Annotated in this window: 10 protein-coding genes; 6 read left to right on the top strand and 4 right to left on the bottom strand. The window is 65.3% G+C overall.

Annotated features, from left to right (window positions below; translation table 11 throughout):
- Nucleotides 1–35 precede the first annotated feature (35 nt).
- Together AAG821_RS07620 and AAG821_RS07615 are read right to left on the bottom strand one after the other, a co-directional pair.
- Entirely contained in the window at nucleotides 36–569 is a 534-nt protein-coding gene (locus tag AAG821_RS07620; RefSeq protein WP_341913338.1) for a peroxiredoxin, read from the bottom strand.
- A complete protein-coding gene (locus AAG821_RS07615) occupies nucleotides 553–3,759 on the bottom strand; it encodes a bifunctional [glutamine synthetase] adenylyltransferase/[glutamine synthetase]-adenylyl-L-tyrosine phosphorylase (RefSeq protein ID WP_341913336.1) in 3,207 nt (1,068 codons plus the stop codon). The genes AAG821_RS07620 and AAG821_RS07615 overlap by 17 nt, the downstream gene beginning before the upstream one ends.
- A 129-nt stretch (nucleotides 3,760–3,888) precedes the next feature.
- Between AAG821_RS07615 and AAG821_RS07610 the strand changes: the two genes are divergently transcribed.
- Nucleotides 3,889–7,077 carry an AsmA-like C-terminal domain-containing protein gene (locus AAG821_RS07610; protein WP_341913334.1) on the top strand — a complete coding sequence of 1,063 codons (3,189 nt, stop codon included), beginning with the start codon at nucleotides 3,889–3,891 and terminating at the stop codon, nucleotides 7,075–7,077.
- Nucleotides 7,078–7,080: 3 nt separating this feature from the next.
- Here AAG821_RS07610 and AAG821_RS07605 read toward each other — a convergent pair whose 3' ends face one another.
- Entirely contained in the window at nucleotides 7,081–7,860 is a 780-nt protein-coding gene (locus AAG821_RS07605; protein WP_341913332.1) for a GntR family transcriptional regulator, read from the bottom strand.
- Between the two features lie 78 nt (nucleotides 7,861–7,938).
- Between AAG821_RS07605 and AAG821_RS07600 the strand changes: the two genes are divergently transcribed.
- Genes AAG821_RS07600 through AAG821_RS07580 form a run of 5 tightly spaced genes read left to right on the top strand, consistent with a single transcriptional unit; the run spans nucleotide 7,939 to nucleotide 12,161 of the window.
- Complete coding sequence (locus tag AAG821_RS07600; protein ID WP_341913331.1) at nucleotides 7,939–8,436, top strand: TRAP transporter small permease subunit; 498 nt, start codon at nucleotides 7,939–7,941, stop codon at nucleotides 8,434–8,436.
- Nucleotides 8,433–9,722 carry a TRAP transporter large permease gene (locus AAG821_RS07595; RefSeq protein WP_341913330.1) on the top strand — a complete coding sequence of 430 codons (1,290 nt, stop codon included), beginning with the start codon at nucleotides 8,433–8,435 and terminating at the stop codon, nucleotides 9,720–9,722. The genes AAG821_RS07600 and AAG821_RS07595 overlap by 4 nt, the downstream gene beginning before the upstream one ends.
- A gap of 11 nt (nucleotides 9,723–9,733) precedes the next feature.
- On the top strand, nucleotides 9,734–10,768 hold the full coding sequence (locus tag AAG821_RS07590; protein WP_341913328.1) for a TRAP transporter substrate-binding protein: 1,035 nt from the start codon (nucleotides 9,734–9,736) through the stop codon (nucleotides 10,766–10,768).
- The gene (locus AAG821_RS07585; protein ID WP_341913326.1) at nucleotides 10,768–11,118 is read left to right on the top strand and encodes a TIGR04076 family protein; all 351 of its coding nucleotides are present in this window, start codon (nucleotides 10,768–10,770) and stop codon (nucleotides 11,116–11,118) included. The genes AAG821_RS07590 and AAG821_RS07585 overlap by 1 nt, the downstream gene beginning before the upstream one ends.
- Before the next feature lie 5 nt (nucleotides 11,119–11,123).
- On the top strand, nucleotides 11,124–12,161 hold the full coding sequence (locus AAG821_RS07580; protein ID WP_341913324.1) for an aldo/keto reductase: 1,038 nt from the start codon (nucleotides 11,124–11,126) through the stop codon (nucleotides 12,159–12,161).
- 101 nt (nucleotides 12,162–12,262) lie between these two features.
- Here AAG821_RS07580 and tyrS read toward each other — a convergent pair whose 3' ends face one another.
- Nucleotides 12,263–13,519, bottom strand: coding sequence for a tyrosine--tRNA ligase (gene tyrS, locus AAG821_RS07575; protein WP_341913322.1), 1,257 nt, complete (start codon nucleotides 13,517–13,519; stop codon nucleotides 12,263–12,265).
- Between the last annotated feature and the right edge of the window lie 10 nt (nucleotides 13,520–13,529).

Below are 13,529 nucleotides of genomic sequence, written 5' to 3'. Positions count from 1 at the left end.
CACAGAATGTGGATAACGGCCGCAAGCGCTTGATTCTAAACCCCCTGTGCCGCCTTCAGAACCGCATCGGCATGGCCGGCCACTTTGACCTTGCGCCAGACGGCGGCAATTTTGCCCACACGGTCGATCAGGAAGGTCGCCCGCTCGATGCCCATATAGGTCCGGCCATAGAGGCTTTTCTCGACCCAGACCCCATACGACTCGGTCACCTTGCCCGACTCGTCGGCGCCCAGGGCGACCTTCAGCTTGTGCTTGGTCTTGAACTTGTCGTGGCTGGCGGCGCTGTCGCGCGACACGCCGATCACCACCGCGCCCAGTTTGTCGAACTTGGCCTTGGCCGCCGTGAAGTCGATGGCCTCCTGAGTGCAACCCGATGTGTCGTCTTTCGGGTAGAAATACAGCACCACCGGTTTGCCCTTCAGCTCGGCCAGCGAAATCTTGCCGCCGCCATCGGTGGGCAGGCTGAAAGCGGGCGCCTTGTCGCCCACCTGCGGCCCGGGCGCAGCGGCAGCCGCCTTCGCCTTGGCTTTCTTGGGGGCGGCTTTCTTCGGTTCAGCGGTCTTGGCCATCGGTCTGTCCTGTCGTGTTGCTGTCTGGGTTCAGGGAATCGGCGAGCGAGAGATAGGGCTCGGCCGGGGTGTCGACCAGGGCAGCGAACAGCGCATGCACGGCCGCCTGGGTTTTCTGCAGCCGCCGGGTCAGTGCCGTCATGGTCTTGTCGCCCAGCAGCACCGGCAGGCGTTGCGCCAGCGCCGGCGGCCAGCGTTCAGGCTCTCCGGCCTCATCGCGCCCGGCCAGCCGCGCGGTGGCCAGCAGGGTGGCGTAGAGCCGGCCGGCCTCGATCAGGGTTTTCGCCTGCGCCGCATCCAGCAGCCCGGCATCGCGCAAAGCCTCGAGCGCGGCCAGCGGCTGCTGCTGCAGGATCGCCGGCTTGGCCGCGCCATGACGCAGCAGCAGGTACTGCACGATGAATTCCAGGTCGACTAGGCCGCCGCGCACCAGCTTCAGATCCCAGGGGCTCTGCACCTTTTTGTGCTCGGCCATGCGCCGGCGCATGGTCGCCACATTGGCCAGCAGCTTATTCGGGTCGCGCTTCATGGTCAGGATGTCGTGGAACAGTGTCTCGATCTTGCGGATCAGCGCGGTTTCTTCCTTTGAATTGTCGACACCGCAGACGACGCGGGCGCGTGTCAGCGCCATATGCTCCCAGGTCCAGGCGTCCTTGCGCTGGTAATCGGCATAGGCATCCAGCTTGATGGCAATCGGCCCGGCGCCGCCGCTGGGCCGCAGCCGCATGTCGATTTCATAAAGCCGGCCTTCGCCGGTCATTGCCGTGATCGCCGCGATCAGGCGCTGGCACAGCCGTGCGAAATACAGGCCCGGCGTCAGCGGGCGCGCGCCATCGGATTGTCCCGCCGTGTCCGGGCAGTCGAACACCAGCACCAGGTCGAGATCGGATTCCAGTGTCAGCTCGCGGCTTCCCAGGCGGCCGAGGCCGACCAGTGCGATGCTCGATTTGGCGATGCGGCCATGCTGGGCAATGAATTCCGCACTGACATGGCGCAGCAGATCGGCCAGCACCACATCGGCCACCGTGCTCAGGGCGGCACCGGCGGCGCTGCCATCCATGCGGCCATGCAGCAGGCCGATGCCGACCTGCAGTTTCAGTTCAGTGGTCCAGCGCCGCGCCCAGTCCAGCACATCCTGGAAATCGCGCGCCGCCGCCATCTGGCGCTGCAGGCTGGCGGCCAGGGCTGCGTGCTCGAAAACGGCCGGGTGGTCGGCATATTCGATCAGGCTGTCGAACAGCGCCGCATTCTGCGCCAGCGCATCGGCCAGCTGCGGCGCGGCGGCCAGCACCTCGGCCAGCGTGTCCATCACGGCGGGGTTGGCCTGCAGCAGGGCAAACAGCTGCACGCCGGCTGGCAGGCTGGCAAGGAAGTAATCGAAGCGGCGGAAGGCGACATCGGCGCTGCCGGTGCGCGAGAAGGCCTCCAGCAGCTGCGGCATGATTGCGGTGAGCTTCTCGCGCGCGCGTTCCGAGCGCATGGCGCGATAGCGGCCGAAATGCCAGCCGCGGATCATCGCCGCGATTTCGGAGGGTTCGCGGAAGCCCAGCTCGCGCAGTGTCTCCAGTGTGGCGGGGTCGTCGTCGGTGCCGGTGAAGACCAGGCTGCCAGCATCGCTGCCCAGGGGCGCTGATTCAGCAAACAGGTCGTCGTAATAGGTCTTCACCCGCTCCAGCGTCGCCAGCATCTGCTTGCTCATCGCCTTGGCATCCGGCGCGCCGAGGAAGCAGGCGAGGCGGGCCAGGCCGGATTTATCGGCCGGCAGTGTATGGGTCTGCTCGTCGTCGATCATCTGCAGGCGATGTTCGACGGTGCGCAAGTAGTGATAGTCGGCGATCAGCGCGTCGCAGACCGCCTGGCTGATTCGCTCGGTGGCGACCAGCGCGCGCAGCGCGTCGCAGGTGGCTGGCGCGCGCAGGCGGGTGTCGCGGCCGCCGGCGATCAGCTGCTGGGTCTGGGCAAAGAATTCGATCTCGCGGATGCCGCCGCGGCCGACCTTGATGTTATGGCCTTCCACCGCGATCTCGGCATGGCCGCGATGGGCATGGATCTGCCGCTTGATCGAATGGATGTCCTCGATGGCGGCGAAGTCGAGATTCTTGCGCCAGATATAGGGTGTCAGATGTTTCAGGAAGCGCGCGCCGGACTCCAGGTCGCCGGCCACCGGGCGGGCCTTGATCATCGCTGCGCGTTCCCAGTTCTGGCCGAAGCTTTCGTAATAGGCCTCGGCTTCCAGCGTCGACACCGCCACCGGGAAGGAGCCCGGATCGGGCCGCAGCCGCAGATCGGTGCGGAACACATAGCCGTCTTCGGTGCGGTCATGCAGCAGCCGCACCATCTGCTGGGTCAGGCGGATGAAGCATTCCAGCATCGAGCGCCGGCCGGTGTAGCGTGCAACATCGGGGTCGAACAGCACGATCAGGTCGATATCGCTGGAATAGTTCAGCTCGCGGGCGCCCAGTTTGCCCATGCCCAGGGCAAAGAAGCCCGATGACTTGCATGGATTTTTCTTGTCCGGCAATTCCAGTTCGCCATTCTCGGCGGCATCGCGCAGCAGCGCTGCAAAAGCCAGATCCACGCAGAGTGCGGCAAAGTCGCTCAAGGCTGCGGTGATCTTTTCCAGCGGCCACAGGCCGGCGATGTCGGCCACAGCGATGCTGAGCGCCACCTGCCGCTTGGCGATGCGCAGGGGCTGCGCCAGATCATCGGGTCTCGTTGCCTTGCGCGCGGCCAGCTTCAGGGCGGCCAGCGCGCCGGCCAGGGCCTTGTCCGGACCACTGCCCAGCAGCAGGTCGACCGTGGCGGGTTCGCGCAGGCAGAGTTCGGTCAGGAACGGACTGTTGCCGAACAGGGCCGGCAGCAGCGTTTTGCCGCCAAGCGCATTCTGGTCTTTCGCCGTTGCAGCCGCCAGCCGTTTGGCCAGGCTGCGGTCGGGTAATTCGGCCAGCGTTTCGCGCCAGGCAACCAGACCACGCGCGGCGGCATCGGCATCGAAAGCTGCGGGCAGCATGATGGCCGGGGCGAGGGGTGGAGCGATGCTCTGGGCACGCGCCTTGCCGGTCGCGGTTTTCCGCACCGGTTTGGCAGGCTTCGCACCAGCCTTTTTCGCTGCCGTCCCGACAATTTTACCGGGGGCCTTGGCAGCCGCCTTTCTTTTGGCGGATTTTGCCTTCAATACATTGGCAGGCATGGCGTTTCTCTCGTAGTCCCCGCGAAGTTCGGTTAAACTTGCGACAGGGTCAAGCGGCATGGCCCGGAGATCGCTCCAGGACAGAAAAAGGCAAGGGCGCGCGACGTGGTTCTAAGGTGGAGTCGATTGGTGGTGCGCACGGTCTCGGCCGTTGTCGTCACCATTGTGATTCTGCTCGGCGGGCTGGCATGGCGCATTTCCGAGGGGCCGATTTCGCTCGGTTTCCTGTCGCCCTATGTCAGCGAGGCGCTGGCGCTGCCCGAACTTGGCTTCCGCGTCGAGGTCGACGATGTGGTGCTGGCCTGGTCGGAACGCGAGCAGAGCCTGCGGCTGCGCCTGCTCAATGCGCAATACCGCGTCGATGGCGAACGCGTGGTGCTGCGGGTACCCTATATCGACATGGGCCTCAGCGGACCGTCACTGCTGCGTGGTGTGATCGCGCCGCGCTATCTGCTGGCCAGCGGCATTGAGGCGCGGCTGGTGCGCGATGCGCAGGGCCGCTTCCAGCTCGGCCTGCCGGAAGCCACGCCCACCGATGCGCCGGTTGAACCGACACCGATGCATGCCGACGACCAGGCGGCGCAGGCCATGTTTGCCGCGATCTTCGATCTGCTGTCGCGGCCACCATCCCTCGATGATCCGCTCGGCCAGCTGCAGACCGTTTCGATCATTGCCGAACGCCTGGTGCTGGAAGACTGGAAGCTGAACCAGCGCTGGGTGGTGCCGCAGGCACAGATCGGCTTCCAGCGCGGTGATGGCCATGTCTATGGGTCTGCAGTGGGCGCTCTCGACTGGCGCCAGCGCCGGGTCGATCTCAATGTCGAGGCCGATTACACCGTGGCCGAGCGCATCGCCCGCGTCGTGCTGAATTTCTCCAATGTCGAGCCGGCGGACTTTGCCGATGTGGTGCCGGAGCTGGCGCCGCTGAGTTACATCTCGGCGCCGCTGGCCGGCAGCCTGACGCTCACGGTCAACGACACTGGCGCCCAGCTCGGCCTCAATTTCGATCTCACCGCCGGTCAGGGCCTGATCACCGCGCCCGATATGCTGTCGATGCCGCTGGCGCTGGAACAAGCGCGCTTCCGTGGTTATGCCGATGCCGGCAAGGGCGTGCTGTTCCTCGATGAGGCCAGCCTGTCCTTTGCCGACAAGTTCCGCGCCTCCTTCGGCGGCACCATGACGCGGCAGGACGGCGAGCGCTACGGCCTGGATATCTCCGGGCAGTTCCGCGATCTCGCCACCAATGCGGTCGGGCAATATTGGCCGCCGGGTATGGCGAAGAATGCGCGCGACTGGGTCACCGGCCATCTGCGCGATGGCAAGGTGAGCGCCGGCCGCTTCGCTGCCAAGCTGACGCCGGAGATGGTGGCCGGTACTCAGCGTCTGCCGGCGGATGCGATCAAGCTCGATTTCGCCTTCGAGGGTCTGCAGCTCGATTATCTCGCACCGATGAGCAAGATGACCGACGGCAAGGGTATTGCTGCCCTGGATGCTGATGTGTTCACGCTCAGCCTGGAAAGCGGCCGCGTTGGCACCATCGCCAGCGGACCGGGCAATGTGCGGATCACCGGCCTGCAGGACCGTGATCAGTTTGCTGAGATCAGCAGTGTGGCGCGCGGCAGCAGTGCTGACCTGCTTGCCCTGATCGACCAGAAACCGCTCGGTTTTCCCTCCAAGCTCGGCATCAAGCCCGCCAGTGTTGGCGGCACCGGCGAGGTGCGGTTCCGCCTGCGTTTCCCGTTGTTCAACAACCTGAAGGTTGATGACATCGCGGTGAATGCCGAGGCCGATATGACCGACCTCAGCATGGACGGCCTGCTCGGACGCTATGCGCTGAGCCAGGGTCAGATGAAGCTGAAGGTCGATACCAAGGGCCTGGAGGCGAATGGCCTGGCGGCACTGAATGGCGTACCGCTGCAGATCGGCTGGCGCGAGGAGTTCAGCGCGCGGGCGCCGGTTACCGCGCGCTACACGCTGAAAGGCCGTATCGACGAAGCCCAGCGCAAGGCGCTGGGCTATCCGCTGGCGCCCTATATCGACGGACCCGCCGAGGCCAGCATGGAGATCGAGGAGCGCCGCGGCGGCGAGACCGCGATTGGCGGCGAGTTCGATCTCAAGGATGCCACCATAGCCATTGCCGATGCGCATCTGCTGAAACCCGCCGGCATGGCCGCCACCGGCCGCACCCAGATCCGCACCCGCAGCGGCCAGCCGGTGCAGTTCGACCTGATTGAGATTGCCAGCGCAGCGCTGGCGGCCAAGGCCAGTGCCGTGCTGAACAACGACAACAGCTGGTCGGCCGATATTGTTTCCCTCAAGGCCGGCCCGAGCGATACCAAGAGTGATGCTAAGAGCGATTCCATCAGCGATGCCCGGGGGCGCATTGTTTTTGCCGCCAATGGCGATTCGCAGATCGCACTCAGCGGTCATCGCTACGATCTGCGCCCCTTCGTGCAGGCGATCTTCGAGGACGACACGCCGCCCGGCACGGTGAAGCCGCGGATGACGCTGAGCCTGCGCTTCGACGAGGCGCGGATCGACGATGTGCTGGAATTGCGTAACATGGCGCTGACGGCGCAGCGCGAGCCGACGCGAATGGAAAAGCTCAGCCTGACTGGCGGTTTCTCCACCACCGGCGGCGTGACGCTGGGCATCGAGCCAGCGTTGAATGGCCGCGACCTCAGGCTGGTCACCGACAATGCCGGCGCCATGCTGCACTTCCTTGGCGTCACCGACATGCAGGGCGGCACCATGACGGTGAATGCCAGCTATGACGATACCCAGGCAGCCCAGCCCCTGGCCGGCAAGATGTTGTTGAAGACTGTGCGCGCCGTGCGCGCGCCGTTCCTGGCCCGGCTGTTCGGCGCGGCCTCTTTCTCCGGCCTCGGCGCATTGCTCTCAGGCGAGGGCATCATGTTCGAGAATGGCGAGGTGCCCTTCGTACAAAAGGATGGCCTGCTGACCATCCAGCCGTCGCGGCTGAGCGGTTCGCAGCTCGGCATCACCTTTGAAGGCAATATCAACCAGAAGAACGATACGGTCAGCATCAATGGCACCGCCGTGCCGGCCTTCGTGCTCAACACCATGCTGGGCAAGATTCCGCTGCTGGGTGATCTGCTGGTCGGCGATGGCATCATCGGCGTGAACTTTGCGGTTTCCGGCGCCAAGAGCGATCCGCAATTCACCATCAATCCGCTGTCGGCGATTGCGCCGGGCTTCCTGCGGCGCATCTTCCAGGCGCCGGAAGTCAGCGTGCCGACTCCGGGCGACAAGCCCGCACCGGAACGGCTGCCGATGATCCCGTCGGGACAGGAATAGGTGCTAGCGCTCGTCGAGTAGATCGAAGGCCCAGCTCAAGTCGGCCTCTAGGGCCTTGCGCACGGCGACGATGTCGCGCTTGCGCAACGCGGCGACGATCCTGCTGTGGAAACTGCCGCGCGTGCCGCGCTGGCTGACGCGGGTCTGGTCGGAATGTCGCTCCACCGCCGTGCGGATATAGGGCCCCGATTGCAGCCATAATGAGCGGATGATCGCCAGCAGGCTGGGCGAGCCGCAGGCCTCGTACAGTGTAAAATGGAAGCGCTGGTTGCACAGCAGTTCCTGGTCGGCATCGCCGGCTTCGGCAGCGGCGATATAGGCGGCATCGGCGGCGGCCAGTTGCGTTAGCAGCGCCGGCGTCACATGGGCAGCCGCCAGTTCGGCGGCATGGCCCTCCACCAGCAGGCGGGTGCGGCGCAGATCCAGCAGCCGCTCCGGCGTCATCGGCGGCACCCGCACCGAACGCTGCGGCAGGCCGTCGAGCGCCTTTTCGGCGATCAGCCGGCGCAGCGCCTCGCGCACCGGCATCACGCTGGTATCGAAAGCCGCCGCCAGATCCCGGATGGTCAGCTGCTGGCCCGGCTGCAGCCGGCCGCAGATCAGCGCGTCGCCCAGTTCGGCGTAGACGCGATCCTGCACGGTATCGCGCGCCACCGGGGTCACGGCGCGGCGCACGGCAGCCGAGCGATCGGCTGGGCCGCGATCTGCCAGGCCGCGCTTGGATTTGCGCGGCTGGACGGCAGGGGAGGGCTTGGCACGCCCGGGCGGACGGAGGCTTGGCATGACGGCAAGCTTGACAGAAAATCGCCCGGCTCTCTACTGTGATCACATATCATAAAGGGGGATGGCCGACCGCCAGCCATGCCAGACCGTTTCCATGCCGGGCCATTGCTTGCCGGCCGCCTTGAACGCGGCTTTGCCATTGCCGGTGCGCTGGCGCTGCTGGCCATGGCCGCAGTGGCGTTTCTGGACGTCGCCTTCCGCAGCATCAACCGCCCGGTCACCGGCGCCTATGAACTGACCGCCGTGCTGGTGGCGCTCACCGTTTTTGCAGCCTTGCCGGGCGTCACCCGGCGCGACGAGCATGTGCGCGCCGGCATGCTCAGCATGCTGGCCCTGCGGCATCCGGCGCTGGGGGCGGCAATGCGCTGGCTGCGCCGCCTGCTGCTGGTGGTGCTGTTCGCCTATCTCGCCGTCACGCTGTGGAAGATGGGCCAGACCTTCCAGCGCGCCGGCGATCTGGCGCCTTTCATCGACCTGCCGCTGGCCTGGGTGGCCTGGTTCGGCGCCGCCAGCAGTGTGGTCAGCGCGCTCTGCGCCCTGTTCAGCCTGCGCGGCACCGGGGCGGAACTGGCATGACTGCCGCCGTCATTGCTCTCGTCGCCATGCTGGCGCTGATCGTGGTGGAAGTGCCGATCGCGGTGGCGATGGCGCTGCCCGGCATCGCCGGCTTCCTATGGATGCTGGGCTGGGACCCCACCGCCTATATGGTGGCCGAAACCACCTTCAGCACGGTCAATTCCTACGCCCTGTCGGTGATCCCGCTGTTCATCCTGATGGGCAACCTGATCAACGAGGCCGATGTCTCGCGCGAACTGTATGACGCCGCCTATCGCTTCGTCGGCCATCTGAAGGGCGGCCTGGCGATTGCCACCGTGATCGCCTGCGCCGCATTCGCCGCTGTCTGCGGCTCCAGCCTGGCCACGGCGGCGGCGATGTCGAAGGTCGCCTATCCCTCGATGAAGCGCTACGGCTATGCCGATAACCTGGCTGCCGGCAGTATCGCCTCGGCCGGCACGCTCGGCATCATGATTCCGCCCAGCGTCGCTTTCATGGTCTACGGCATCATGACGCAGACCGATATCGGCAAGCTGTTCATGGCCGGCGTGCTGCCCGGTCTGCTCGGTGCGCTGCTCTATATCGGCGCCGTGATCGTTGTCGTCTGGCTGCGGCCGCAGGATGGCCCGGCAGGCGAGCGCAGCAGCTGGGGCCAGCGCTTTGCCGCCCTGCGCGGCACCGCGACGGTGCTCGGCCTGTTCCTGGTCGTGATCGGCGGTATGTATGGCGGCGTCTTCACCCCCACCGAAGGGGCGGGCATCGGCGCGGTCGGCGCCTTCCTGATTGCGCTGGCACGTCGCAAGCTGAGCTGGCGCCGGCTGTTCGCCATCCTGGTCGACACGGCGGCCACCACCACGATGCTGTTCTTCGTGCTGGTCGGCGCGCTGATCTTCTCGAAATTCATCACCATCGCCGGCTTCACCCAGGCGCTGACCGGCTGGTTCGCGGCGGCCGAGATCGGCCCACTCGGCCTGATCCTGATCATCTGCGCGCTCTATCTGGTGCTCGGCTGCTTCCTCGAAAGCATGTCGATGGTGCTGCTCACGCTGCCGATTGTCTTTCCGGTGGTGACTGCGGCAGGCTTCGACCCGATCTGGTTCGGCGTCATCATGGTCACCCTGATCGAGGTGGCGCTGATCACCCCGCCGGTCGGCATGAATGTCTACATGATGCAGACCCTGCTGCCGCATATCCCGATGAAAACCATCTTTGCCGGCGTTGGGGCTTTTGTTGCCGCCGATGTCATCCGTATCGTGTTGCTGATTGCGTTCCCTGCGATTTCCACCTTCCTTCCATCCCTGATGTAACGAGGCCTGCCATGACCGCATATCGTACTCTTATCCTTGCCGCTGTTGCGGCGACCAGCGTTGCTTCAGCTGCGCAAGCCCAGACCGTGCTGCGCTTCTCCAACTGGCTGCCGCCGACGCACCATGTCGTCACCGAGATGGTCACGCCCTGGGCTGCCGATGTGGAAAAGGCGACCGAAGGCCGCGTCAAGCTGCAGGTGCTGCCGGCGCTCGGCGCACCGCCGGCGCATTTCGACCTGGTCAAGAACGGCGTCGCCGATGCCGCCTTCGGCGTGCATGGCTACACCGCCAACCGCTTCAAGCTGACCGAGATGTCGGAACTGCCGTTTACCACCGATCATGCGGTGGTCAATTCGGTCGCCTACTGGCGCACCTACCAGAAGCATTTCGCCAAGTATAACGAGCATGAGGGCACCCATCTGCTCGGCCTGTGGACCAATGGCCCATACCAGCTGTTCACCAAGGCCAATGCCTTCACCAGCCTGGATGCGGTCAATGGCATCAAGATCCGCATTCCCGGCGCCACGGTGGAACGCATCACCAAGGCGCTCGGCATGACGCCGATCTCCTCGCCGCTCACCGAGGCCTATGAGCAGATTTCGCGTGGCGTCATCCAAGGCATGTTCCAGCAGAAGGAAACCGTGATCGCCTTCAACATGACCCAACATATGCCGGTCGCCAGTTTCGTGCCCGGCGGTTTCGCCCATTCCAGCCAGTTCATGGTGGTGAACGAAGCCAAGTGGAAGGGCCTGGAGGCGCGCGATCGCGATGCCATCGCCAAACTGTCGGGTGAGGCGATGGTCAAGCGCTTTGCCGCCATCTGGGAAGCCAAGGAAGCGGCGGCGCTGGCAAAGTTCGCCGAGACCGGCGTGAAGGTGACCAACGTGGAGGGCAAGCTGCTGGACGAGCTGCGCGCCAAGCTGCAGTTCGTCACCGACGAATGGCTGGCGGAAGCCACCAAGAAGGCGCCGGAAGCCCCGGCCGCGCTCGCCGAATACAAGGCGGCGATTCCGGCGGTGGCGCGCGAGCTGAACGTGAAGCCGTAATGGCTGACGACAGCTTCAGCCTCTACGACCTGCGCATCGAGTGGGTGCCGGGCGACCGCTGCTTCTGTGCAGCCAAGCCCGGCGACCATTTCGAGCTGCATGGCGAGCAGCTGCAGTTTCCGCCGGGCCAGTCCTGGTCGATCTATGCGCTGGCAGCGCTGCTGCCGCTGCTGCCGGCCAAGCAGCGCGAGACGCATCCAAATGACTGGATGAGCACCGATGCGCTGGTCGCCTGTCCCGATCCGAACTGCACGGCGAAATTCCGCATCCGCCGCCTGGGCAAACGCGCATTCCGCCATTCTGAAACCACAGCAGTCCCCCTGACGGGGAACGACGACAGCAAGGCGTAAAGATCATGGTCGAGCGGTATGAACTGGCCCCGGGCTACAGCATGTCGCGGCTGCTGAAAGGCGGCTGGCATCTGGCCGGCGGCCATGGCGATGTAGACCGCAAGCAGGCGATCGACGACATGGCCGCCTTTGTCGAGGCCGGCATCACCAGCTTCGACTGCGCCGACCATTACACCGGCGTGGAAGAACTGATCGGCGATTTCCGTGCCGCCTATCCGCAGCTCGGCCGCCGCATCGAGATCCATACCAAATTCGTACCCGATTACGACCGGCTGACCAGCTGCGACCGCACCTATGTCGAAAGCATCATCGACCGTTCGCTCACCCGCCTGCGCACCGACTGCCTCGACCTGGTGCAGTTCCACTGGTGGAATTACGCCGTGCCCGGCTATGTCGAGGCGATGGGCGTGCTCGACGACCTGCGCCGCGCCGGCAAGATCCGCCTGCTGGGGCTGACCAATTTCAACACTGCCACCACGGCTGAGATCGTCGCGGCCGGCGTGCCGGTGGCAGCGACGCAGGTGCAGTATTCAGTGCTCGACTCACGCCCTGAACGTGGCCTGGTCGAACTCTGTCGGGCGCATGGTATCGGCCTGCTGTGCTATGGCGCGCTGGCCGGCGGATTCCTGAGCGAGGCCTGGCTCGACAAGCCGGAACCGCAGGAACCGCTCGCCAATCGGTCGCTCACCAAATACAAGCTGATCATTGAAGACTTCGGCGGCTGGGCGCTGTTCCAGCAGCTGCTCGTCACCCTGCAGCAGATCGGCCAGCGCCATGGCACCGGCATTGGCCAGGTGGCGACGCGCTATGTGCTGGATCGCCCCGGTGTCGCCGGCGCCATTATCGGTGCGACGTCAACCAAGCATCTGGCCGCCAACCTGCGCGTCGATACGCTGCGCCTCGATACGGTGGACCGCACAGCGCTGGATGCGGTGCTGGCGCAACGCCAGGGCCCGCCGGGCGACTGCTACGATATCGAGCGCGACAAGACCGGCCGCCATGGCCGTATTATGCGCTACAACCTCAACGACGGGCGGCACTAGCGCTTTCTCGTCGTTCCCGCGAAAGCGGGAACCCAGTCGTGCCGCAGCCTGGATGCCCGCTTTCGCGGGCATGACGATGTGGGTCTTTTACGCCGCCGCGATCAGGCCGCTTCGATCAGGATGTGCTGCTTCTTGCCGAAGCTCAGGCGCAGCTGACCGTCGGCGCCGAGATCGGCGGCGGTGATCTTCTGCACTTCATCGCTCACCGGCTTGTCGTTCAGCTTGATCGCATTGCCGCGGATATGCCGGCGCGCCTCGCCGCCGGATTTTGCCAGCCCGGCTTCCAGCACCAGGGCAAAGGCCTCGATGCCGGCATCCAGCCGGTCGCGCGCGATCTTCACCACCGGCAGCGCGCCGCCGAAGCTGCCCTGCTCGAAGGCCTTCTTCGCCGTATCGGCGGCCGCCTCGGCAGCGTCGCGGCCGCGGCACAGGGCCGTGGCCTCGGTGGCGAGAATCTTCTTGGCCTCGTTCAGCTCGGCACCCTGCAGCGCCTCCAGCCGGGCGATCTCGTCCAGCGGCAGGTCGGTGAACAGGCGCAGGAAGCGGCCGACATCGGCATCCTCGCAGTTGCGCCAGTATTGCCAGTAGTCATAGCTCGGCAGCATGTCCTCGTTCAACCACACGGCGCCCGAGGCGGTCTTGCCCATCTTGTGGCCGGCTGCGGTGGTCAGCAGCGGGCAGGTCAGGCCATAGAGGCTGAGGTCATGCACGCGGCGGCCGAGTTCGACGCCGTTGACGATATTGCCCCACTGGTCGGAGCCGCCCATCTGCAGATTGCACTTGTAGCGCCGCGCCAGTTCGACGAAGTCATAGGCCTGCAGGATCATGTAGTTGAATTCGAGGAAGCTGAGCGGCTGCTCGCGCTCCAGCCGCAGCTTCACCGAGTCAAAGCTGAGCATCCGGTTGACCGAGAAATGCCGGCCATAGTCGCGCAGGAAATCGATATACTGCAGCTTGTCCAGCCATTCGGCATTGTTGGCCATGATGGCATCGCTCGGCCCGTCGCCGAAGCTGACGAAACGGCCAAACGCGGTCTTGATGCTCGCCATGTTGGCGGCGATGTCGTCGTTGGTCAGCAGCTTGCGCGCTTCGTCCTTGCCCGAGGGATCACCCACCTTGGTGGTGCCGCCGCCCATCAGAACGATCGGCTTATGGCCGGCCTGCTGCAGCCGGCGCAGCATCATGATCGACAGCAGATGGCCGACATGCAGGCTGGGGCCGGTGCAGTCATAGCCGACATAGCAGGTGATGCCGCCGGGCTGCTGCGCCAGCGCATCCAGCGCCGCATTGTCGGTGCACTGGTGCAGATAGCCGCGCTGGCTCATGGTCTGCAGGAAGTCGGATTTGAACGCGGTCATGGTCTGGCTC

Source organism: Ferrovibrio terrae (assembly GCF_943372915.1).
GTDB lineage: Bacteria > Pseudomonadota > Alphaproteobacteria > Ferrovibrionales > Ferrovibrionaceae > Ferrovibrio > Ferrovibrio terrae_A.
Note: the sequence above shows the minus strand (reverse complement) of the source record. Positions and strands in the feature narration are given on the sequence as shown.

Bases quoted from the DNA above. Each gene is read 5' to 3' on its own strand.
- AAG821_RS07620 (WP_341913338.1), bottom strand. From the start codon at position 569: ATGGCCAAGACCGCTGAACCGAAGAAAGCCGCCCCCAAGAAAGCCAAG.
- AAG821_RS07615 (WP_341913336.1), bottom strand. From the start codon at position 3,759: ATGCCTGCCAATGTATTGAAGGCAAAATCCGCCAAAAGAAAGGCGGCT.
- AAG821_RS07605 (WP_341913332.1), bottom strand. From the start codon at position 7,860: ATGCCAAGCCTCCGTCCGCCCGGGCGTGCCAAGCCCTCCCCTGCCGTC.
- AAG821_RS07600 (WP_341913331.1), top strand. From the start codon at position 7,939: ATGCCAGACCGTTTCCATGCCGGGCCATTGCTTGCCGGCCGCCTTGAA.
- AAG821_RS07595 (WP_341913330.1), top strand. From the start codon at position 8,433: ATGACTGCCGCCGTCATTGCTCTCGTCGCCATGCTGGCGCTGATCGTG.
- AAG821_RS07590 (WP_341913328.1), top strand. From the start codon at position 9,734: ATGACCGCATATCGTACTCTTATCCTTGCCGCTGTTGCGGCGACCAGC.
- AAG821_RS07585 (WP_341913326.1), top strand. From the start codon at position 10,768: ATGGCTGACGACAGCTTCAGCCTCTACGACCTGCGCATCGAGTGGGTG.
- AAG821_RS07580 (WP_341913324.1), top strand. From the start codon at position 11,124: ATGGTCGAGCGGTATGAACTGGCCCCGGGCTACAGCATGTCGCGGCTG.
- tyrS (WP_341913322.1), bottom strand. From the start codon at position 13,519: ATGACCGCGTTCAAATCCGACTTCCTGCAGACCATGAGCCAGCGCGGC.